General features: G+C 73.7%; 15 protein-coding genes. 12 read left to right on the top strand and 3 right to left on the bottom strand.

Translation table 11 applies throughout. The features are described from left to right. The first annotated feature begins 304 nt into the window (after positions 1-304). Positions 305-790, top strand: a complete 486-nt coding sequence (locus tag D7231_RS01070) for a DUF5709 domain-containing protein (protein WP_120752978.1) — start codon at positions 305-307, stop codon at positions 788-790. Between the two features lie 356 nt (positions 791-1,146). Further along, entirely contained in the window at positions 1,147-1,863 is a 717-nt protein-coding gene (locus D7231_RS01065) for a transglycosylase SLT domain-containing protein (RefSeq protein ID WP_120752977.1), read from the top strand. Positions 1,864-1,924: 61 nt separating this feature from the next. Here D7231_RS01065 and D7231_RS01060 read toward each other — a convergent pair whose 3' ends face one another. The 3 genes from D7231_RS01060 to D7231_RS01050 all read right to left on the bottom strand — a co-directional run bounded on the left by D7231_RS01060 (position 1,925) and on the right by D7231_RS01050 (position 4,456). Then, positions 1,925-2,884 carry a carbohydrate kinase family protein gene (locus tag D7231_RS01060; RefSeq protein ID WP_120752976.1) on the bottom strand — a complete coding sequence of 320 codons (960 nt, stop codon included), beginning with the start codon at positions 2,882-2,884 and terminating at the stop codon, positions 1,925-1,927. Between the two features lie 140 nt (positions 2,885-3,024). After that, positions 3,025-3,432 (bottom strand): hypothetical protein, encoded by a 408-nt coding sequence (locus D7231_RS01055; protein ID WP_120752975.1) that lies wholly within the window; start codon positions 3,430-3,432, stop codon positions 3,025-3,027. 178 nt (positions 3,433-3,610) lie between these two features. Further along, positions 3,611-4,456: an MmyB family transcriptional regulator gene (locus tag D7231_RS01050; RefSeq protein ID WP_120752974.1), complete on the bottom strand. Its 846-nt coding sequence runs from the start codon at positions 4,454-4,456 to the stop codon at positions 3,611-3,613. Between the two features lie 363 nt (positions 4,457-4,819). On the opposite strand from D7231_RS01050, the gene D7231_RS01045 reads away from it, so the two are divergent. The 10 genes from D7231_RS01045 (at position 4,820) to D7231_RS01000 (ending at position 21,863) form a co-directional block, all read left to right on the top strand. Next, positions 4,820-6,721: an AfsR/SARP family transcriptional regulator gene (locus tag D7231_RS01045; protein ID WP_120752973.1), complete on the top strand. Its 1,902-nt coding sequence runs from the start codon at positions 4,820-4,822 to the stop codon at positions 6,719-6,721. A 114-nt stretch (positions 6,722-6,835) separates the two neighbouring features. After that, positions 6,836-9,202: a TOMM precursor leader peptide-binding protein gene (locus D7231_RS01040; protein ID WP_120752972.1), complete on the top strand. Its 2,367-nt coding sequence runs from the start codon at positions 6,836-6,838 to the stop codon at positions 9,200-9,202. After that, complete coding sequence (locus D7231_RS01035; RefSeq protein ID WP_120752971.1) at positions 9,189-11,147, top strand: TOMM precursor leader peptide-binding protein; 1,959 nt, start codon at positions 9,189-9,191, stop codon at positions 11,145-11,147. Before D7231_RS01040 ends, D7231_RS01035 begins: the two co-directional genes overlap by 14 nt. A gap of 57 nt (positions 11,148-11,204) precedes the next feature. After that, positions 11,205-12,857: a nitroreductase family protein gene (locus D7231_RS01030; RefSeq protein ID WP_120752970.1), complete on the top strand. Its 1,653-nt coding sequence runs from the start codon at positions 11,205-11,207 to the stop codon at positions 12,855-12,857. A 15-nt stretch (positions 12,858-12,872) separates the two neighbouring features. Continuing rightward, on the top strand, positions 12,873-15,713 hold the full coding sequence (locus D7231_RS01025; RefSeq protein WP_241999495.1) for a lantibiotic dehydratase: 2,841 nt from the start codon (positions 12,873-12,875) through the stop codon (positions 15,711-15,713). Continuing rightward, a complete protein-coding gene (locus D7231_RS01020) occupies positions 15,710-16,801 on the top strand; it encodes a lantibiotic dehydratase C-terminal domain-containing protein (protein ID WP_120752968.1) in 1,092 nt (363 codons plus the stop codon). Before D7231_RS01025 ends, D7231_RS01020 begins: the two co-directional genes overlap by 4 nt. After that, positions 16,798-18,099: a M50 family metallopeptidase gene (locus tag D7231_RS01015; protein ID WP_241999494.1), complete on the top strand. Its 1,302-nt coding sequence runs from the start codon at positions 16,798-16,800 to the stop codon at positions 18,097-18,099. The genes D7231_RS01020 and D7231_RS01015 overlap by 4 nt, the downstream gene beginning before the upstream one ends. A 52-nt stretch (positions 18,100-18,151) precedes the next feature. Further along, on the top strand, positions 18,152-19,096 hold the full coding sequence (locus tag D7231_RS01010) for an ABC transporter ATP-binding protein (RefSeq protein WP_120752967.1): 945 nt from the start codon (positions 18,152-18,154) through the stop codon (positions 19,094-19,096). Beyond that, positions 19,093-19,848, top strand: a complete 756-nt coding sequence (locus D7231_RS01005; protein ID WP_120752966.1) for an ABC transporter permease — start codon at positions 19,093-19,095, stop codon at positions 19,846-19,848. The genes D7231_RS01010 and D7231_RS01005 overlap by 4 nt, the downstream gene beginning before the upstream one ends. Further along, a complete protein-coding gene (locus D7231_RS01000; protein ID WP_120752965.1) occupies positions 19,845-21,863 on the top strand; it encodes a YcaO-like family protein in 2,019 nt (672 codons plus the stop codon). Before D7231_RS01005 ends, D7231_RS01000 begins: the two co-directional genes overlap by 4 nt. Positions 21,864-21,888: the final 25 nt, after the last annotated feature.

Raw genomic sequence — 21,888 nt, 5'->3', positions numbered from 1 at the left:
GCGCCCGGGACCCGGGGCACTACGCCGGATGGGCGCACGGACCCCGGCGGGCGGCCGGAGCTTCCGGGTGTACGGCGCCGCCCCCGCCGCCACCTGTTTCCGGACAGTGCCCGGCGACCGGCCGGCCTGCCCCCGGAGCTGCAATGACATGCCTGGGGAGGCCACGGCCGACCCCGGATCCCGGACCCGGACGCCGGCCACGGCGTCCGGTTTCCGCTCCCTCCGGAGAGCGCGAGACCGCCGTACAGGAGAGAGTGGAGGTAGGCCGTCGCCGCGGAACCGTGCGGGAGGAGGCTGGCTCACTATGTCCGATGACCTGATGGGTGACGAGGTCTACCAGCCTGCCCGGTCCGATCGCCGGGACAACCCTGGTGACCTGGACCTGGAGAACGCGCTCGACGGCGATCTCTACGACCAGGTCCTCGACTCGGGCTATTCGCCCCCGGAGAGGCCCCTCGGCGTGGGCCACCACGGCACGACGGCCCGCGAGCAGCTGGAGCGCGAGAGCCTCGACCAGCGGCTCGCCGAGGAGGTCCCCGACATCGTGGTGCCCGACGGGGACGGCATCGGCGACCTGCCCGGCGGGGAGGGCGAGCCCCTCGACGAGGAGGTCGGCGGCGAGCGCGCCGGGCGCATCACCGCCACCATCGACGCCATGCCCCCTCGGCGCAACGACGTGTACGCCCGGGACGTGGGCATCGACGGCGGGGCGGCCTCCGCGGAGGAGGCGGCGATGCACATCGTGCCTGATGAGCCCGTGGTCGAGGTCGGAGACGACCTCGACGTATGACAGACGTATGACAGGTGACGACGCCGGCGCCGCACGCGCCGCCGGGTCGTCCGGCCTCCGTACGCGTGCCCTCACCCGCTGTGAGTGACATCGGCTCGGCGTGTGAGGGCGCTCATGGGAGCTGGATCACATACGAATGCGGGTAGTAGCCGACCTTGGGCTTTAATTCGGACATTCCGGTCGATTTCTACGACCGCTGCTTCCGATACACCGTAGTAGGTCACACCTTTGCCAGCGCTCTTTCCGGCCGCTAACAATGGCTGAGTCGCAGGGCGCCGTCCACCGAGAAACGGCGCTTCTTCTTTGCGCCAATGACGGCCACTGCGACTAAGCGACTGGGAAGGTTTCTCCGCTCCATGCGTTCCACCATCTCCGGCTATACCGCTCTGTCCAAGGCCCACAAGTTCTCCGCCGCCGGTCTCGTCACCGCCGCGGGTGCCGCCGCTCTGACGTTCGCCCTCGTCCCCCAGGCTTCCGCCGCCGACGCCCACAGCGTCGCCGCCGTGAAGACGGTCGCGCAGAGCGCGCAGGACTTCGGTGCGACGCAGGACAGTGCGCTGGCCAAGGCCGCCGACACCGCCACTGCCGAGGGCAAGGCGGACGCGAAGGCCGCGGTGAAGACGAAGACGGACGCCGAGGCGAAGGCCAAGGCCGGCACCGAGCGCGCCAACCGCTCCACCGAGCGCAAGGCCATCAAGGCCGAGCCCGCCGCCCCGGCTGCCAAGCCTGCCGCTCCGGCGAAGAAGGCTTACGCGGACAACGTGGACGGCTGGATCAGCGAGGCCCTGGACATCCTGCGCGCCAAGGGCATCCCGGCTTCGTACGAGGGCATCAAGAAGAACGTGATGCGTGAGTCGACCGGTAACCCGCGCGCGATCAACGGCTGGGACGTCAACGCCGTGAACGGTGTGCCGTCGAAGGGTCTGCTCCAGATGATCGACCCGACGTTCAAGGCGTACCACGTCGAGGGCACGTCCTGGGACATCTACGACCCGGTCGCCAACATCACCGCCGCCTGCAACTACGCCGCCGACAAGTACGGCTCGATGGACAACGTCAACTCCGCGTACTGATCCGGAGCCGGTACTCACAAACGAAAACGCAGTACCCGCAGCTGATCGATCCCCTGCCGTCTCAGACGGCGGGGGATTCGGCAATTTCCACGGCGTACGGGGGCTGCGCGCCGGCGCGGGAGCAGGTGACCGCGGCCGCGCGGGCCGCGAAGGCCAGGATGTCGCGCCACTCGCCGGCGTCGAGGGCGGGCGACGCGGTGAGCGCGCTGTGGCTGTCGAGCCGGTGCAGCAGCGCGGCATTGACGGTGTCGCCCGCGCCGATGGTGTCCACGACCGTCACCCGCTCGCCGGGGACGGACAGCTCAAGGCCGTCACGGGTCAGTACGGTCAGCCCCTCGCTACCGCGGGTGAGCACGACGGCGTACGGGCCCGCGGCCAGCCACTCCGCGACGGCGGACACCGGCTCGACCTCCGGGCCCGCAAGCCAGGCAGCGTCCTCCTCCGAGAGTTTGAGGAGGGTGACGTGCGGGAGCCACGCGCGGAAGCGGGCCCGGTAGGCGTCCGCGTCGAGGATGAGTCCCGGACGGATGTTCGGATCGAGGGCGGTGAACAGGCCGCGGGCGGACGCGCGGCGCATCAGCTCCTCGTACGCACTGGCTCCCGGTTCGAGGACCAGGGAGCAGGTGCCGAACGAGACGGCACGGGCCGTTTCGGGCAGGGTCTCGGGGCCGGCGAACAGGCGGTCCGCGGTGCCACCGACGTGGAACGAGTACTCGGCGGAGCCGCCGTCGCCGACATGCGCCACGGCCAGGGTGGTGGGTTCGGGGCCGCGCTGGACCAGGGACGTGTCCACGCCGTCCGCCGTCAGGCCGCTCAGCAGGGCCCGGCCGAAGTGGTCGGTGGACAGCCGGGAGCAGAACGCGGTGGGTGAGCCGAGGCGGGCCAGGGCGACGGCGGTGTTGTAGGGGCCGCCGCCGCGCTTGGGCAGCAGGGCGGGGAGGTCGTCGCCGGTTGGCCCGTCCTGTTCCCGGGGTCCCGCGGGAACGAGGTCGATGAGGGCTTCCCCGGCGACGATGATCATGGAGTGAGGCCTTTCCGGACGGCGTAATAACGGCGTACAGGCCATATTCAAGCGTCCGGGCGGCGGCCGGGAAGCCGCGGGGCGGTCAGTCCGTACTGCCGCCGCGGGGTACGACTTCCCCGTCGCCGGCTGTCGCGAGGTCAGTGGGCGTCGACGGTGACCCGCCACTCCCGGCTCGCGCTCCCGCACTGGTGTCCTTGACGCGTGGACGTGCAGGTGCGCTGGGCGGTGATGTAGCTCCGGCCGGGCCCGGCGACGCGGATGTCGGCCGCGGCGCCCCCGTTCGGCGTCGTACGGCCGGCGGTCCGGTCGAGGACGTCGGTCGCGGAAACCGCAGGCGTACTCCACGTCCACATCTCGCCGTTGCGCCGCACGGCCTGGAGACGGACCTTGATCTCCTGGCCGACGGGGAAGCTGAGGGTTCGTCCGTCGGATTCGTTGATCAGCGTCGCGGCGGCGAGCGCTGCCGCGTCGGCATCCGGGGCTGCGGAGGGGATGACCAGCGCGGCAGTGAGAGCGGTGACGGCGAGCAGGGTCCTGCCGAGCATGACCGGTCCTCCCCTGGAACACATGGTGTTCGGCGGCGTCAGCGAGTGTCAGCGGAAGCCAGCCTAGGAGCCGCCCGTCGGGCCGGTTCCAGGCATCCTCGCCGTTCACTCGGACGGGAGAACGCCCGCACATTGCCGCGAATGGAGCCGGCAGCGCAGAGGCGCGGCGCCGCGCTCGTCAGTCGTCGACCGTTGTCACGATGACGAACCGTACGTCCGGCTGTTCGGCCGGCACGAGGACGTGGCTGGTGACCCGGGCCTCCTTGCCGCCGTGGCACGGAAGGCGCAGGCGGAGGCGGTGGCCCCCGGGATGTTCGACGACGGCGTGCTGTTCGGCCCAGATGCGGCGGCAGGTGCCGTTGGTGTCGAGGATCTCGTCGATCAGGGCCCGGATCTCCGCGTTCTTCGGGGCCCGGTGGCCGGCGAGACGGAGCATGGGGAGGTAGATCCGGGCGCAGGTGTCCTCCCAGTCCAGGATCTGTTCGCGGGCCTCCGCCGAGGTCAGGGCCCAGCGCATGAGGTTGGGCCGGGGGCCGAGGGCGAAGGGGAACCACTCGGCCATGGGGGCGTTGGCGGCCAGGAGGTTCCAGGCGGCGTCGGAGAGGTAGGCCGGGTGCGGGGCCTGGTGTTCCAGGAGGGCGACGGTGGCCGGGTCGGCGGTCGGCAGGCCGTCGTGCGTGCCGGAGACGGGCGGGCGGCGGCCGGAGACTCCCAGGAAGAGGGCGAGGGTCTCGGTCTCGCTCAGCCGCAGGGCTCCGGCGACCCGGAGCAGGAAGGCGTCGGAGAATTCGCGGGGAGCGCCGGTCTCCAGGGCCCGGTACCAGCCTTCGCTCACGCCGGTGAGCCTGGCGACGTCGGCCTGTGACATGCGCGTTCCGGACCGGTGTCCCCAGCGGCGCAGTTCGGGTATGCGCCGGCGGTCGACGCGTTCCCGCCAGGCGCGCAGCAGCCGGCTGACGGACTGGCCGTGCGGGGCGCACGCCACCGAGGCCGGGACTTCGGGACTGCGGTCCTGATTTTCCATCGTTTCACGGGCCTGTCTTGAAAACGATCATTACTCCGCCCGTTTCTACCTGATCTGGGTGGCGTTGACCAGCCCTTGTCGGCTTCCCTTTCCTTCGAGTTCCTTCGGGCCTCTTCGAGGCGAGTTGATTCCACTTCCTTCGCGGCGAGTTGATTCCGCGACTTCGCCTCCGGTCCGGTTCTCGCCGCGGTGACATAGCGCGTTCACCCGTACCACCACTGGAACTCACGACACTGCGAGTGGCGGATTTCGTGATGCAGACTCTGGAGCGAAGAAGGCGTCGCGGTGAGTCCGTCCCGCGGCGGCCGATGCCGTGCGTCCGGATCCCGGACACCTATAAGCCGTCTTTGGGGGTGTCAGAATATGCGCTTTCAGGTTCTCGGCCCGTTAAGGATCGCGGGCAGGTCCGAGGTGGTCGTCCTCCCGCCGTCCAAGCCCACGATTCTGCTCGCCTCGCTCCTCCTGCGCCCCGACGCGGTGGTGACGACGGACTTCCTGCGGCAGGCGATCTGGGGTGACGACGAACCGGCGTCCGCCAGGGCGGCCCTGCACACGTGCGTGCTGCGGCTGCGCAGGACCTTCGCCAAGTACGGGATCGCGGAGGCGGCGATCGAGTCCGTGCCCGGCGGCTACCGGGTCGTCGTCGAGGACGGCGCACTCGACCTGGTGCGCTTTCGCGAACTGCGGGACGGGGCGCGGGCCGTGCGGGATCCCGAGGCCGAGTTGTGCCTGCTCAGGGAGGCGCTCTCCCTGTGGCAGGGGGCGCCGCTGTCCAACGTCCCCTCGGACTTCCTGCGCCGGGGCGAGCTGCCGGGCCTGGTGGAGGAGCGGTTGTCGGTCGTCGAGCGGGCCTGCGACATCGAGCTGGCGCTGGGCCGCTGCGGCCAGGCCCTCGTGGAGTTGTGGGCGGCCTCCCGGGCCCACCCCGGTCACGAGCGGTTCCGGGAACAGCTCATCGAGGCGCTCTACCGCAGCGGCCGGAAGGCCGACGCCCTGGCCGAGTACCGCGAGGTCAAGCGGCATCTCCGGGAGGAACTCGGGGTGGATCCCGGCCCCGCGCTGCAACGCCTGGAGCTGCGCATGCTGCGCGGCGACTCCCTGGGGCCCCCGCCGTCGGCCGCGCCGGCCGGGGAGCCGGATCGCACCGCCCGGGACGTCACCGACGAAGGCGTTGCCATCGCCGAGCCCGGCGCCCGGCCCGCCGCGGCCATCGCGCCGCCCGTGGGAAAACCGCCGTCCGGACCGGTCTCCGCGCCGCCGTCCGCACCCGTCCCCGGGCCCGTACCCGTGCCGTTCACCGCCGTCTCCTCCTTCACCGGGCGCGCGGCCGAGAGCGCCGCCGTCGCCGCCCGCCTCACCGCCGACCGCTCGGGCCCCGCGCTGGTGGTGATCTCGGGTGCTCCGGGCATCGGCAAGACGGCCCTCGCCCTGCATGTCGCCCAGCTCGTGGGCCACCACTTCCCGGGCGGGCGGTTCGCGGTGCGCATGACGCGAACGGACGGCACGCCACGCATGTCCGGGGAAGTCGCCGCCGAGCTCCAGGGCATGGCGGCAACCGGCGCGGGCAGTGCAGCAGGCGCCGACCGTGGGGTGCTGCTGCTCCTGGACGACGTGACGGACCCCGCCCTCGTCCGGCCGCTGCTGCCGGCCGGCGCGGGCAGCGCCGCCGTCCTCACCAGCAGGCTCGGCCTGGCCGGGCTGGTGGCGGCGCACGGCGGCTGGGCCACCCGCCTGGACGCGCTCGCCGAGGACGAGTCGTATCGCCTGCTGTCGGCCGCTCTCGGGGAGGCCCGGGCCGGGGCGGAGCCGGAGGCCGTGCGCGAACTGGCGGCCGCTTGCGGTCATTTTCCCCTCGCTCTGCGGATCGCGGCCGCCCGGCTCCTCACCCGCCCGCGCCTGGCGGTCGCCGACTGCGTGGCCCGGCTGCGCGAGGACCCGATGCGGCGTCTCTCCCTGCCCGACGATCCGCGGATGTCGGTTCCCCTGGTCCTGGGCGAGGCCCTGCGGCGGCTGGACCCCCGCCTCGCGGACGCGTTCCTGCGCATCGGCGCGGCCCCGCCGGCCCCGCTGCCGGTCACCGGCGCCGCGAGCCTCCTCGGGATACCGCCGGTGCCCGCGGAGGAAATCCTGGAGCAGCTGGCGGACGCGGGCCTGCTCGAAGAGGAACCGGCCGGCCGCTTCCGCATGCACGAACTGCTGCGGACATTCGCCTGGTGCGCCATGGGATACCAGGACGACTCACCCGCGTTGCCGTCACGGCGCTGAATTCATCTCCGCGTCTTCGCCGGCCAGGTCCACAAACCTTCACCCCCACCACATTTCTGATTTCAACGACCACCGTCACGATTCCGATTCCACGAGTCCATGAGGTGTGCATACATGCTGGAAGCCTACGAAGAGATTGCCGGGACGCGGCCCCGCATCCGCCGTGACGTCCTTTTCACCCGGACCCCGGACGGCGTGCTGTTCCACAACGCCCACGGCGGATTCCACGTCAACTCCCCGTCCGCGTACCGCTTCGCCACGCTCCTCGTTCCGCACCTGAACGGGACGCACCGGGTCGCCGACCTGTGCGAGGGGCTCGGTGACGGGCAGCGGGCGATGGTCGGCAGCCTGGTGAGCACGCTGTACGAGCGGGAGTTCGCCCGTGACACGCCCGCTCCCGGCACCTCGGCGCCTCCCGCGTTCGCTCCGGAGGTCGCGGAGCGCTTCGCGCCGCAGATCGCCTACGTCGACCACTACGCCGACGACGCGGAACGACGCTTCGAGGACTTCCGTACGGCCCGGGTGGCCGTGCTCGGCGACGACGCCGTGGCGGGCTGGTGCGTGCTCAGCCTGGTCCGCAACGGGATCGCCGCCGTGGGCCACCCGGCCGCCGGACCGAAGAATCGCTTCGCCGCCGCGTACGAGGAGGCCGAGGAGCTCCGCGCCGCCGGATGCCCCATCGTCCTGGAGACGATCGCCCTGGAGACGATCGAAGCGACGGGCCCCGTAGCGCGGACGGCCACGGACGGGACGGTGACCTGGAGCGACCTCGCGGCGTACGACATCGTTGTCGTCACCGGCGGAACGGACGGCCCTCGTACGCTCTTCCGCCTGCTGGAAGCCGGGGTGCCTAAGGGCAAGTCGCTCGTGCCGGCGGCCATGTTCGGCAGCCGCGCGGTCGTCGGCCCGCTCATGACGCACGGGAGCAGCGGCTGCTGGGCCTGTGCCGTGCTGCGTCTGGGCGCCCAGGGCGACGCCGCGGCCGCGGCCGATCTGTGGAGCGGCATCTGCCTGCCCGCGGGAGGCGAGCCCTTCGCGCAGGAGCCCGGCCGCAGCCTCTCGGCGATGATCGGCAACCTTCTGGGCTACGAGGTCTTCCGGCTCACCACGGGCGCGCTGCCCGCCGAGACGCGCGGACAGGTGATCATCCAGGACACCGAGTCCTTCGACGTGGTCGCCGAACCCCTGCTCGCGCACCCCCGCTGCCCGTTCTGCCGGACGTTCGCCGCCGCGGCGACCGGGTCGGCCACGACCGACGCCCCCGTCGTCCTCCCCGACGTGCCCGCGCCGGTCACCGCCACGGCCGCTGCCGCCCCCGGCATCGATGCGGACGCGCTCCTCGCCGAGCTCAACAGCCGTCAGATACTCGTCCGGCCGCACACGGGCGTCTTCGAACGGTTCACGGACGAACCGTGGACCCAGACCCCGCTCAAGGCCGGCACGGTGCGCCTGCCCCTGGGGCACGGGAGAAGCCGCGAGATCGCCGCGTTCGACCTGCACACCGTCGCCGGCGCCCGGCTCACCGCCCTGGAGACCGCGGCCTGCATCTACGCCGAGCACGTCGTGCCCCTGGACGGGGTGCTCCCCGGGGACACCGCCGGCCAGGACGGTGCGCAGGACGGCCTCCGCGTCCTCGGTCCCGCCTCGCTCACCGTCGCCAGTGGCCTGCCCGCCCGCGCCGGCGACGTCACCGCCTGGGTGCGCGCATCCTCCCTCACCGGCGCGGGCCCGGCGCTCGTGCCCGCGGGCGCGGTCCGCACCTTCGGCGCGTACAACCGCGACCGGCTCCACGCGCCCACCTCCGCCGGCACCGGCGCGGGCCGCACGGCCGCCGAGGCCACCGCCCGGGCTCTGCTGTCCGCCCTGTGCCACGACGCGCTGGAGCGCGCCCTGCGCCGAACCGGCGGGACGGCCCTGATCGCCCCGGACGCCCACGGTGACGACCCGGAACTCACCTTCCTGGTCAGCTCGGCCCGCAACCTCGGCATCGCGTACGAGCTCCTCGACCTCGGCGAAACGGAACGTTCCTCCGCCCATGTCCTGTTCGCCCGGGCGGTCCTCCCTCACTCCGGCACGTGGGCCTGGGCGGTGGCGGGCGGCACGGACCGGCGGCAGGCCGCCGTGGCGGCGCTGCGCGACCTGCTGGGGCAGGAACAGCTCGGCCGTGAACTCGCCACCGCCGGAGCCGGACACGGCACGTCACCCGGCGGCGGCCCGGTCGACCTGGGCGACCCGCTGCTGGGCGACCTCGCCCCCGAGACCCTCACCGCCATGGGGACGAGCGCCGGCCGTCTGGACGCCTCCGGCGCCACGCCGTACACGGCGGTGCTGGAGCGGCTGCGTGCCGTGGGGCGTGACGCGCTGGTCGTGCCCACCGGCTCGGCCGACCTGCTCGCGGGCGGCATCAGCACGGTCCGCGTGCTGCTCACGCGCGACGGCTCCGCCGGGAACGCTCCTGAGGGCTTCCATGACTCCCACTGACACCAGCGCCGGCACCGACACGGGCCCCTCCCCCGCCCCGCCGGAGTGGGAGCACGCCTGCCGCGAGATCGCCGCGCTCCTGCGCACGTCGCCCGCGGGCACGGGCTCCCTCACCGAAGTGGCGGCGCTGGGCGTACGCGACGAGCTGTCCCAGGAGGCGGTCCCCGCGGGCGACCTCGCGCCACGCGTCCACCTCTACGGGCACCACGCGCTCATCGGCCCCTTCCCCCGGCAGGACGGTGCGCGCCGCGACGGCGGCGTGCCCTGTCCCCGCTGTCTGGCCCGCCGCTGGCAATCCGTGCGCGGCCGGGCGCTGCGTGACGCGCTGGAGCTGGGGTCGGGGACGCGGGCGGCCGGGCAGCCGCCGTACGCCGTGCCGTTCCTGACGGACGCGATGGCGGCGCTGCTGGCGGCGCGCAGCGAGGAGGATCCTGCCGCGGACGGCCCCTTCCCCGCCGTCCACCTCCTCGACCTCGAAACCCTCCGTGTCAGCCGCCACTTGCTCGTCCCGGACCCGGAGTGTCCCGACTGCGGTCGCCGGGTCCCCGACAGTGCGGAGGCCGCGGAGTTCCCCCTGAGGCCGGCGCCCAAGCACCGGCCCGGCGCGTTCCGGGTGCGGCCGGTCTCGGAGTACGAGCTGCCGGTGGCGGCGTTCGCCGACCCCGTGTGCGGGGCGCTCGGCCCCGGCGTCGTGCACGACGTCGCCTCGGCGTCGACGTCGGCCACGGTCGGCTGCTTCGAGCTGCGCTCGGGCGAATACCTGCGCGAGACGTTCTGGGGCGGCCATGCCGACTCGTACGCCGACAGCGAGCGCATCGGCGTCCTGGAGGGCCTCGAACGCGCGGCGGGCATGCGGGCCCGCGGCCGGTCGCCTCAGGTGCGCGCTTCCCTCGCCGCGCTGGGCGGCGACGCGCTCGACCCGCGCGCGTGCGGCCTGTACGCGGAGGAGTTCCACCGCGCGAACCCGCGCGTGGTGCCGTTCTCGCCCGACCGGGAGATCACCTGGGTGTGGGGGTACTCCCTGCGGGACCGCCGGCCGCTGCTCGTGCCGGAGGTCCTCACGTACTACAGCGCGCCCGGCCTGGAGAACCGGTTCGTGCAGGAGAGCTCCAACGGCTGCGCCTCGGGCGGCTCGCCGGAGGAGGCCGTCTACCACGGGCTGATGGAGGTGATCGAGCGGGACGCCTTCCTGCTCGCCTGGTACGGCCGGGCCGCGCTGCCCGAGATCGACCCGCGGTCCAGCAGGGACCCGCGGACGCGGCAGATGGTCGACCGGCTGGCGATGTACGGGTACGAGGCGCGGTTCTTCGACACGCGGATCACCTTCCCCGTGCCGGTGGTGACCGCGGTGGCGGTCCGCACCGACGGGGGCACCGGCACGCTGTGCTTCGGGGCGGGGGCCGGTCTCGACCCGGAGGCCGCGCTGGCCGGCGGGCTGTGCGAGATCGCGACCGACGCGGTGAACATCCGGGGCCGGGCCGAGCGGGACGGCGTACGGCTGCGGGCCATGGCGGCGGACTTCGGCAAGGTGCTGGCCCTGCACGACCATCCGCTGGTCTACGGCCTGCCGGAGATGGCGCCGCACGCCTCGTTCCTCCTCGGCCGCCGCGGGCCGAAGCTGCCCATGGCGGAGCTGTACGCGCCGGGTGCGCGCGTACTGCCGGTCTCGGACGACCTCCGGGACGACGTCGAGCGGTGCGTGGAAGCGGTGACCGGTGCGGGCTTCGACATCATCGTCGTCGACCAGACCCTGCCCGAGCAGCGCGACCTGGGCCTGCACACGGTCTGTGTGATCGTGCCCGGTCTGCTGCCGATCGACTTCGGCTGGCAGCGGCAGCGGGCGCTGCGGATGCCGCGGATGCGGACGGCGCTGCACGCGGCCGGGCTGCGCGAGCGCGAGCTGCGGGCGGACGAGCTCAACCCGGCGCCGCACCCCTTCCCCTGAGCAGTCCCTTTGAACAGTTCCCTCCCGCTTGCCGAACACGTCACGTAAGGAGAACCAGTGGGTTTCGCCCATGAGTACGCGACTGCGATCATGCACCGCGGCAGGATTCCGATGGAGCCCGTCGGCTTCGTCCCCGACTGGTCGGACCGGCCGCGCAAGGGGAAGTTCTACCCGGGCGCCGAGTCCTTCCCGCTGCCGCAGGGCGACGACGCAGGGCCCGCGCCTGCGGCCACCGTGCAGGAAGGGGTCTTCGGCGCGGCCGGCCCCCAAGAGAGACTCTTCTCCCTCCCGCTGCTGGGCGGGATGCTGCTCGACTCGTACGGCCGCACGGGTCGCCGGCTGGGCGTCCAGGCCAACACCGACCTGCCGTCCCTGCCCCTCTACACCGACGCCAACTGGTCGCGGGGCACGGCCTCGGGCGGCGGCCTCTACCCCGCGGCGGTCTACTGGGTGAACGGACCCGGCGGGCCCCTGACGCCGGGAGTCCACCACTACTCCACGACGCACCACGCCATGCAGCGGCTGCTGACCGGCGACGTCTCGGCGGAGCTGCGCGAGGCCACCGGGATGGAGACTTCAGGAGCTGACCAATTCCTCGTCCTGGGCGTCAAGTTCTGGCAGAACGCCTTCAAGTACAACAGCTTCTGCATGCACGCGGTGAGCATGGACGTCGGTGCCCTGCTCCAGACCTGGCGGATGTGGGCGCGCGCCCGGGGGCTGCGCATCGAGCCGGCCCTGTGGTTCGACGAGGAGCGCATCGCCGGGCTGCTCGGCCTCGACGTCCTGGACGAGGGCGTCTTCGCGGTGGTCCCGCTCTCCTGGGAGGGGGGACGGGCAGCGGCCCCGTCCACGGGGCACGCCGCCGGGCCCGCGCCCCGGGTGCGCCGCACCGAGAGCGAGCGCTCCCGCCGTGTGATCCCCTTCGAGACCGTCCGCCGGATCCAGGCCGCGACCGTCGAGAACGCCACCGAGCGCCCCGGGCCCGGCGCGCTCGCTCCGGCGGCCGTCCCGCCGGAGGCGCCGGGCAGTGTGCCGGTGGTGGCACCCGTCGCCCTGCCGGAACCCGCGCCGCTGGACATGGGCGTGCGGGAGGCGCTGCGCCGGCGGCGCAGCAGCTTCGGCCGGTTCGACGCCCGGCGGCCGCTCGCCGCCGATCAGCTGGCCGCGACGCTGGCGGCCGCCGCGTCGGCGTCCGTCGGCGGCGACGGCACCGGGCCGGAGGGTTCCCGGCTGACCCGGCTGTACGTCTTCGTCAACCACGTCGAGGGCGTGGCTCCCGGTGCGTACGCCTACGAGCCGGGCGGCGCGCACGAGCCGAGCGGCGGGCACGAGCCCGGCGGCGCGCACGGGCTGCGGCTGGTCAAGCCGGGGCCGCCGGGCGGCTTCCTCCAGCGGAACTACTTCCTGTCCAACTACAACCTGGAGCAGGCCGCGGCCGTCGTCGTGCCCGCCGTGCGGACCGCCGCCGTGCTCGACGCGGCCGGCGACCGCGGCTACCGGCTGGTCAACGCCACCGTCGGGGCGGTCGCGCAGACCTTCTACACCGCCGCGACCGCGCTCGGCGTGGGCAGCGGGGTCGCGCTCGGCTTCGACACCGTGTCGTTCGTCGAGGAACTGGAGCTCGCGGAGAGCGGCGAGGCACCCCTGCTGATCATGCTCGTCGGCCACGAACGCCCCGGCTCCGCCGACTTCCGCTACGAGATCGCCTGAGTGCGCGGGGACACCATGACTGACACAACACTCACGGAACCGGCACCCGATCACTGGTCGCTGAGCCCGTACTTCATGCTGCGCGTGGCCGCACTGCCCGTCGAGTCCGTACAGGCCCTGCGCTGCCCGGCTACCGTGCGCTGGGCGGAGCGCGTGCTGCGCGAGGAGGAGCGGCTGCGCTCGCGCGGAACCACGCTCAGCGACCGCCTGCACCCTCTGGTCAAGGCGGCGGAGGGCGAGCACGCCCGGCGGCTGCTGCTGCGGCTGCGGCGGGACGTCTTCAACGGCAGGCTGCCCGGCGCGCCCGAGCGGGCCCTGACCCTGCTCACGGCCGCCGACGCGGAGGCCGCCGCGGACGCGGCCGCCTGGGTGCGCGACCGGCGCGCCCTGAACGAACTGCTCACCGAGGGCGGCCCCCTCCTCGGCGCGGAAGCCGCCCGCACCCGGGCCGCGCTGCGCCGCCTGCTCGGCGAGGAACGGCTGCGGCTCGGGCTGCTGCTGGCGTCGCCGGAGCTGGAAGGGCGGCTGGACGCGTACATCGGCTCCGCCGAAGCAGAGCCGGGGCGCCGCCCGGACAAGCGGCTGCGCAAGGCCGAGCGCTCCGCCCTCGCCTACCTCTACCGCACGGCCTGCAAGACCAGCCCGTTCAGCACCTTCACGGCCGTCGCCCTCGGGCGCTTCACCGAAGACAGCGAGGGCGAGGAGCGCGTTCCCGGGACCGTCCGCGTCCCGGAGGAGTGGACCAGCCACGCCCGGCTGAACGTCGTGGTCCTGGCGCGGCTCGCCCAGCTCATAGCCGCCGACCCCGGGCGGCGCGGCGACCTCCCCGTCGCTCTCTCCTCCGGCTGGGGGCACGACGAGGGCCGGATCCGCTACGTGCGCCGCTCGGTGACCGCGGGCGACGACGGCGCGGCGGTCACCTTCGACGCCGCCCGCGACCGGCTGTTCTTCCTCCGCCGCAGCGGCACGCTGGAGAAGCTGCTGGCGCTCTTCGGCGACCGGCCGCAGATGCGTTACCGGGACCTCGCGCGCTGGCTGGCGGAGGAGAGCGGCGCCGGCCCGGACGAGTGCGAGCGCTATCTGACGGCCCTGCTGGACCTGGGCATGATCCGGATCCCGTGCCTGCACACCGACGTGCACGACGCCGACCCGCTGCGCGCCTTCCACGACGCCCTGCAAGCCCTGGACAGACCGTGGGCGGCACGGCTCGCCGAGGGCCTGCGGCAGCCGCTCGCGTGCGTCGCCCAGTACGCCGCCGAGGGGCAGGAGGCGCGCCGTGCGCTGCTGGCGGAGCTGCGGCACTCCCTCACCGCCGTCCAGCGCGAACTCGGCGCGACGGAACCGACGCTGCCGCGGACCCTGCTGTACGAGGACGTACGGGCCGGGGCCGGAGGCACGGATGCCGGCGAGGCCGACGTCCGCTGCAACCTCCGCCCGTGGACCGCCCCCGCCCCGGCCCCGGACGAAGGCCCCCTGGAATCGCTGCGCTCGCTCGAACGCGTCCTGCCCGCCTTCGACCTGACCCTGCCGCAGCGCATCACGCTCAAGGGATTCTTCGTCGCGCGGTACGGCAGCGGCGGCCGCTGCGAGGACCTCCTGAAGCTCGTGCACGACTTCCACGAGGACTTCTACGACCAGTACGTGACGTTCGCCGCGCGCCGCAAGCCCTTCGACGCGCAGGGCGACTACGTCCCCGAGCCGAACTGGCTGGGCCTGCCCGGCATCACGGCCGTGGACGCGGCCCGCCGGGAGTGGGCGTCCCGGATGCGCCGCCTGTGGGACACCGCGCGGGGCGCCGAGGAGGTCCGCGTCCACCACGAGACGGTCGAGGCCGTCGCCGGACAGCTGGCCGGCGTGACGCCCCGCTTCGCGCCGCAGAGCCACTTCCTCCAGCTGGTGCGCCGCGACGGCGACCCGCTGGCGGTGCTCAACCAGTCGTACGGCGGGTTCGCCTTCCCGTTCAGCCGCTTCACCCACTGTTTCGGCGAGGGGAACGGCGAGAGCGGCCAGGGCCTCGCCGCCCGGATCCGGCGCACCGCGGCTTCCGTGGCCCCGGGCGGCGCCGTCCTCGCCGAGATCACCGGCGGGGCCGTCACCAGCAACCTCAACCTGCACGGGCGCCTGACGGACTACCGCATCGTCTGCCCGGGCGAGGACGGCGGCGGCGTCCCGCCGGAGTGCCGGATCGCTCTCGACGACCTGACCGTCGAGCACGACGCGCAAGCCGACCGCCTGGTGCTGCGCTCCCGGCGGCTGGACCGCGAGGTCATCCCGGTCTACCTCGGCTACCTCGTGCCCCTGGCACTGCCCGAGATCCCCCGCACGCTGCTGCTCCTGTCCCCCACGTCCATGGCACCCCTCGACGTGTGGGGCGGGGTGCCGGAGGGCGAGCCGGACGACGGAGTCACGTCCCGGCCGCGCGTGCGCTACGGCGGTCTCGTCCTGAGCCGCCGCAGCTGGGCCGCCTCCGCCGCGGCACTGCCCGCCCACGGCGGCGCGGGCGGGAGCGGTGGAGGCAGCGGAGGCAGCGACGCCGGCCTGTTCCTGCACTGGCAGCGGTGGCGGGCGCGGCACGGGCTGCCGCGCCGCGTCTTCGCCACCGTCACCCCGGCCGCGGCCGCTCCGGGGACGGACCGGGCGAAGCCGCAGTACGTCGACTTCGACAGCTGGCTGTCCCTCACCGCCCTGGAGGGGCTGCTCAAGGACCCGGCCGACCGGGTCGTGCTCCGCGAGGCCCTGCCCGGTGAGGACGAGCTGCACGCCGTCTCCGCGAGCGGCTCCCACATGGCCGAGCTGGCCGTCGAGACCGTCCGCACGCTCCGCCACGACCGCGAAGGAACCGGTGCGCCGACATGACCCGGACCACCCACAACACCCGGACCACCACCGCCACACCCACCCCGCCGGGCGCCTGGCAGGCCCTGCACATCCACTACGCCGCCAACCCCCAGCCCCTGATGACCCGGTGCATCGGCCCGCTCCTGGCGGAGCTCACCGCCGAGGGGCTGCTGGCGGGCCACTTCTTCATCAACTACTGGCTGGAGGGCCCGCACGTACGGCTGCGCCTCAGGCCCTCGTCCGAGGCCGTCGCGGAGGAGGTCGCCGGACGCGCCGAGCGCGCCGTCACGGCCTTCCTGCGGGAGCGGCCCGCGCTCTACGAGGTGGACTCGTCGGGATTCCTCAACGAGTTCTACAACACCCTCTTCGAGCTGGAGTTCCCCGAGGACGAGCGCGGCGGCTTCCTCGACGCGGGCGGGCGGATGCGGCTGCGGCCGAACAACACCGTCAGCCGGGAACCGTACGAGCCCGAGTACGGCAAGTACGGCGGCCCGGCGGGCGTGGAGCTCGCCGAGTGGCACTTCCGGCACTCCAGCGACCTGGTCATCGAGGCCGTCCGCACCATGAACCTGCACCTGCGAACCGTCCGCCTGGGCACGTCCGCCCAGCTGATGATGGTGATGGCGGGCACGTTCCTGCCGGGCCGGGCCGGGCTCGCGGAGTATCTGGACCGCTATCACGTGTTCTGGCAGCAGGCCTTCTCCGGAACGAACTTCATCGGCTCCGACGAGTACGACCGCGCCTACGCGACCATGGGCCCGGCGCTGGGGCGGCGCTTCGACGCGGTCCTCGGCGCCCTGGCCGGACAGGGCACCGGCACCGCCGCCGCGGGCCTCGCCGCTCTCCCCCGCTTCCTCCGCGGCTGGGCCGAGCACTGCGCCGAGCTGCGCGACCGGGCCACCGTGCTGGCCGCCCGCGGCGACCTCGTCTTCCGCTCGTGGGACGGCACGGCCGACGAGCGGGTCACCGACCCGGCCGCCGCCCTGCCCCTGCTGCTCTCCCCGTACATGCACATGACCAACAACCGGCTGCACGTGACCATCCGCGACGAGGCGTACCTGTCGTACGTCCTCGGGCGTGCCTTGCGCGAGGCGGACTCCCGGTGAGCCCGCCGGACCGTCATACACTGCCGGACCGCCACACCCTGTCGGACCGTCACGCGCTGCTGGAACAGCGGCCCGCGCTGCGCCCGGAGGTCCTGCGCAGCTCCGCGCTGCGGCGCGGCCCCGCCGTCGTCCACCTGGTGAAGGACCCGCGCAGCGGGCAGTCCTTCGAGGTCGGGGTCAAGGAGCACTTCCTGATGTCGCGCCTGGACGGTTCGCGCACGCTCGGCGAGGTCGGGGACGCGTACGCGGCGCGGTTCGGGCGGCGGCTCGGCGAGGCCCACTGGCAGCAGTTGCTCAAGCTGCTGTGGGAGCGGAAGCTGCTGGAGGGCGCGGGCCCGGCCCACCCCGGGCAGCCGGCCGAGCCTGCCGCGCCGCGCGGGCTGGTCAGCGGCACCCTCCTCAAGGGCACGCTGCGGCTGGCCGCGGATGCCACGGCCACCACCGATCGCCTCTACAGGGCCGTCGGCTTCGCGCTGTCCCCGCTGGTCGTGGTGCCCGTCCTGCTGCTGGTGCTCGGCATGGAGGCGTACGTCGCCGCGCACGCGGGGGCGTTCCTGGACGACACCGTACGGATGTTCCGCCGGCCGGCGACGCTGCTCGCGGTGTTCACCCTGCTGTGGGCGAGCACGGCCCTGCACGAGCTGGCCCACGGTGTCGTCGCCCGGCACTTCGGCGGGACCGTCGGCGAGATCGGGCTGCGCTGGCACCTGCCCATGGTGTTCATGTACTGCACGGTCGAGAACTACCCCTACCTGCCGTCGCGCCGGGCGCGGGTCGCCACCGCGGCCGCCGGCACGGTCATGAACCTGGCCTTCCTGCTGCCGTTCTGGCTGCTGCGGGCCCTCCTGCCCGGCGGCGACGCGGTGCGGGGCCCGCTGGCGGGCCTGCTGCTGACCGGCTCGGTGCTGGCGCTCACCAACCTGGTGCCGCTGCCACCGCTGGACGGCTACAAGATGCTCGGCCACGCCCTGGGCATGGCCGACTACGCGACCGAGAGCCGGCGCTTCCTGCGGCTGCTGGGCGCGCGGGCCGTGCGGCGCGGCGACGGCGTGGCCGCCTATCCGCGGTCCGCCCGGATCGCGTACACCGCCTACGGGCTGGGCGCGGTGCTCCTTGTCGGTGGCAGCGGTGCGGGCTTCGTCCTGCTGTGCCACCACCTGGCCGGGGAGCGCTACGGCGTGTGGGCCGCCGTCGTTCCGGCCCTGCTGGTCGCCGTACTGGTGGCGGTGACGGGGCCGTGGGCCCGGCGGGGCGCCCGGCACGCACAGACGTCCTCATCCGCACCACGCAACACGTAACACAACACATCACGCAAGAAGAAACGCACCACGCAAGAAGAACTGAGGAACGATGACAGACAACGAACCGCCCGCACCCGCGGCCTCCCCCGCCCTGGTGCTGGACGGCGTACGCAAGCGCTACGGCGACAAGCAGGCCGTGGACGGGATCTCCCTGACCGTGGAGCGCGGCGAGTTCTTCGGCGTGCTCGGGCCGAACGGCGCGGGCAAGACGACGCTCGTGGAGATCATGGAGGGGCTGCGCCGGGCCGACGCGGGCAGCGTCTCGGTCCTGGGCTCCTCCCCCTGGCCCCGCAACCTCGCCCTGCTGCCGCGCATGGGCGTGCAGACCCAGACGTCGGCGTTCTTCACCCGGCTGACGGCGCGCGAGCACCTCGCGACCGTCGCGGCGCTCTACGGCTCTGACCCCGCCGGGGTGGCACGCACCCTGGCGCTCGTCGGGCTGTCCGAGCAGCGGAACGTGCGCGTCGACGTCCTCTCCGGCGGTCAGCGGCAGCGGCTCGCCATCGCCTCCGCGCTCGTGCACGGCCCGGAGCTGATCTTCCTCGACGAGCCGACCGCGGCCCTCGACCCGCAGGCGCGCCGCGCCCTGTGGCAGGTGCTGCGCGCGCTCAAGAGCGAGGGCCGCACCATCGTCTACACGACCCACCACCTGGACGAGGCCGAGGCGCTGTGCGACCGGGTGGCCATCATCGTCGCGGGCCGGGTCGTGGCGCTCGACAGCCCGGACCGGCTGGTCGGCGCAGCGCAGGCCCCGACCCGGCTGCTGGTGCCGGCCGGGCGGCTCACGGTGGAGCGGGCGCGGGCCTTCGCGGGCGCCGACCGGGTCACCGCCGAGGGCGGCTCGGTGGTCATCGAGACCCGGTCGGCGGGGCCGCTGCTGGCGGCCCTCGGCGCGGACGTCGGCCTCGACGGCATCCGCACCCGCACCGCCACCCTGGAGGACGTCTACCTGGAGCTCACGGGCGAGCTCGCCGGAACGGAGCAGCACGCATGAGCGCCTACACCGCACTGACCAGGGCGAGTTACCGGGCCTCGGTCCGCGACCGGACCACCGTCTTCTTCACCTTCGCCTTCCCCCTGATCTTCCTGGTCGTCTTCGGGCTGATCTTCCGCGGCAAGACGGTGGAGCAGAGCGGCCGCGGCTACATCGACTACATCGCTCCCGGCGTCCTGTCGTGGGGCGTGGGCAACGCGGCCGTCTTCGGGGTGGCGTTCACGCTGATGCAGTGGCGCCGCGACGACCTGCTGCGCCTGATCCGGCTGACGCCCGCCCCGCTCGGCTCGGTGCTCGCCTCGCGGTACGTCATCGCCCTGGCCATCGGGGCCGTGCAGGCGGTGCTGTTCATCGGCGTGGCCCTGCTGCCGCTCTTCGGGCTGCACGTGGACGCCACGTGGCCGTGGGCCCTGCCGGTCCTGGTGAGCGGCATCACCGCGTTCCTCGCTATCGGCATGGTGATCGGCTCGCGCGCCGACACGCCGGAGGCCGTCGCGGCCGTCGCCAACTGCGTCATGGTGCCGATGGCGTTCCTGTCCGGGGCGTTCTACCCCCTGGACGCGATGCCGTCCTGGCTCCGGACCGCGTCCAAAGTGCTGCCCCTGCACTACCTCAACGACGGCATATCGCGTGCGGTCTCCGGGCGCGCCGACCTCGCCTCCACCGCGGTGGCGTGCGGGGGGCTGGCCCTCTTCGCCCTGGTCTTCGGCGCGATCGCGGTGAAGACCTTCCGCTGGAGCAACGCGTCATGAGCGCCGCGACGACCGCGACCGCGACCCCGCTCGTCACCGATCCCATGGCCGAGGCGAGCCGGTTGCTCCAGGAGGCGCTCACCGAGCGCTTCCTGGCTTCGGGGCGCGCTTCCGGCCGCCCGGCGCCCATCGTCGTCCCCGTGGGCGCGGCCGACGCCTTCCGGCCGGACGCGGACCCGTACGGCGCGCTGCGCCCCCGCGCCGCTGTGCACCTGACCGCACAGGCGGCGCTGATCGGCCCGTGGGGCGCGCACGAGGACGCCCCCGCGGCGTGCGGCGGGTGTCTCGCGCGGCGCTGGCAGCGGCTGCGTTCGCGCTCCGAGCGCGACGCGCTCGAAGTGGGCACGGACATGACCGCGGCGGGCCCGTGGCCCGTGCTGCCCGGCCACGCCGTGGACGCGGTCTGGAGCGTGTACGAAGCGGTCCTGCTCTCCGGGCGCCCGGCCGGAGCGGGCCGGCCCGGTGCAGCAGGTCGGTCTGCCGCAGCCGGCCGGCCCGGTGGCGAGTGGCACACCCCCGCCGACCTCCCGCTGCCCCAGGTCACGCGCGTCGACCTGGCCACCCTGCGGGTCACCACGCTGCCGCTGCTCGGCGACCCGCTGTGCCCCGCGTGCGGCCCGCTCCCCGGCCCGTACGCCCCGCCGGAGCTCGTCGCGCGGCCGAAGCCCGGCCCCGGCGCGTCCCGGCTGCGGCCGGCGAGCTCGTACCCGCTGCCGCAAGGAGCCCTCGCCAACCCCGTGTGCGGTGCGCTCGGCGAGGGGACCTGGCTCAACGTCGCCTCTCCCACGACCTCTCCGGTCGCGGGCAGCGTCTTCGTCCGGACGTACGCGGGTCTGTCCGACGTCACCTGGAGCGGCCAGGCCAACTCCTTCGCCGCCAGCCGGACGCTCGCGTACCTGGAGGGGCTCGAACGGTACGCGGGCATCCACCGCCGCCACCGGGGCGAACCGCTCGTCGCCGCCTACGACGACGTGCAGGACCGGGCCGTCGACCCGCGCACCTGCGGCACGTACGCACCCGAGGTCTACCGCACCGACCCGATGCTCGCGCCGTTCGACCCCGCACGGCCCGTCCCCTGGGTGCGGGGGTACTCCCTGCGCGACGACCGCACAGTGCTGGTTCCCCAGCGGGCGGTCCACTACGGCGCGGGCCGCGACAGCGACAACTTCGTGTTCGAGAGCTCCAACGGCTGCGCCACCGGAAGCTGCCTGGAGGAGGCCGTCCTGTTCGGGCTGCTGGAGCTCATCGAGCGGGACGCGTTCCTGCTCGGCTGGTACGGGCGGGCCCGCCTCACCGGCATCGACCTGGCGTCGTGCCGCGGCGGCGCGGTCCGGGCCATGGCCGACCGCGCGGCGCTCCAGGGCTACGACGTCCACGCCTTCGACAACCGCGTCGACCTCGCCGTGCCCGTGGTGACCGCCGTCGCCGTGCGCCGCGACGGCGGGCCCGGCACGCTCTCCTTCGCGGCGGGCGCCCGCCTGGACCCGGAGGAGGCGGTGGAGGCGGCGCTGTCCGAGGTGCTCACGTACCTGCCGCACCTGGACCGGCAGGTGGCCGAGCACCGCACCGCGCTGGAGGCCATGGCCGACGACTTCTCCCTCGTACGGGAACTCACCCACCACGCCCGGCTGTACGGCCTGCCCCGGATGGCGCGGCACGCGCGCGAGTACCTGGAGCCGGTGTGCGTACGGCCGGTGGCGGAGCTCTACGAGGGGTGGCAGCGGCGGCGGCCCGCAACGGGCGATCTCCTGGACGACCTGCTGCTGTGCCGCGACGAGCTGACGGGCGCCGGCTTCGACGTGATCGTCGTCGACCAGACGTCCCCGGAGCAGGAGCGCATGGGGCTGTGCACCGTCTCGACGGTGGTGCCCGGGCTGGTCCCCATCGACTTCGGCTGGGACCGGCAGCGGGTCCTGGGCATGGACCGGCTGCGGACGGCCTTCCGGCGGGCGGGATGGCGGTCGGCGGATCTGCGGGAGGAGGAGATCAGGCGGGTGCCGCACCCGTTCCCGTGAGTGTCGTTCCCCATGGTGACGCGCC

The sequence above is a fragment of the Streptomyces klenkii genome (assembly GCF_003626645.1).
GTDB lineage: Bacteria > Actinomycetota > Actinomycetes > Streptomycetales > Streptomycetaceae > Streptomyces > Streptomyces klenkii.
The sequence above is the reverse complement of the archived record's forward strand: the minus strand, read 5'-3'. Positions and strand labels throughout refer to the sequence as shown.

Bases quoted from the DNA above. Each gene is read 5' to 3' on its own strand.
- D7231_RS01010 (WP_120752967.1), top strand. From the start codon at position 18,152: ATGACAGACAACGAACCGCCCGCACCCGCGGCCTCCCCCGCCCTGGTG.
- D7231_RS01070 (WP_120752978.1), top strand. From the start codon at position 305: ATGTCCGATGACCTGATGGGTGACGAGGTCTACCAGCCTGCCCGGTCC.
- D7231_RS01065 (WP_120752977.1), top strand. From the start codon at position 1,147: ATGCGTTCCACCATCTCCGGCTATACCGCTCTGTCCAAGGCCCACAAG.
- D7231_RS01025 (WP_241999495.1), top strand. From the start codon at position 12,873: ATGACTGACACAACACTCACGGAACCGGCACCCGATCACTGGTCGCTG.
- D7231_RS01045 (WP_120752973.1), top strand. From the start codon at position 4,820: ATGCGCTTTCAGGTTCTCGGCCCGTTAAGGATCGCGGGCAGGTCCGAG.
- D7231_RS01020 (WP_120752968.1), top strand. From the start codon at position 15,710: ATGACCCGGACCACCCACAACACCCGGACCACCACCGCCACACCCACC.
- D7231_RS01000 (WP_120752965.1), top strand. From the start codon at position 19,845: ATGAGCGCCGCGACGACCGCGACCGCGACCCCGCTCGTCACCGATCCC.
- D7231_RS01055 (WP_120752975.1), bottom strand. From the start codon at position 3,432: ATGCTCGGCAGGACCCTGCTCGCCGTCACCGCTCTCACTGCCGCGCTG.
- D7231_RS01060 (WP_120752976.1), bottom strand. From the start codon at position 2,884: ATGATCATCGTCGCCGGGGAAGCCCTCATCGACCTCGTTCCCGCGGGA.
- D7231_RS01050 (WP_120752974.1), bottom strand. From the start codon at position 4,456: ATGGAAAATCAGGACCGCAGTCCCGAAGTCCCGGCCTCGGTGGCGTGC.
- D7231_RS01040 (WP_120752972.1), top strand. From the start codon at position 6,836: ATGCTGGAAGCCTACGAAGAGATTGCCGGGACGCGGCCCCGCATCCGC.
- D7231_RS01005 (WP_120752966.1), top strand. From the start codon at position 19,093: ATGAGCGCCTACACCGCACTGACCAGGGCGAGTTACCGGGCCTCGGTC.
- D7231_RS01035 (WP_120752971.1), top strand. From the start codon at position 9,189: ATGACTCCCACTGACACCAGCGCCGGCACCGACACGGGCCCCTCCCCC.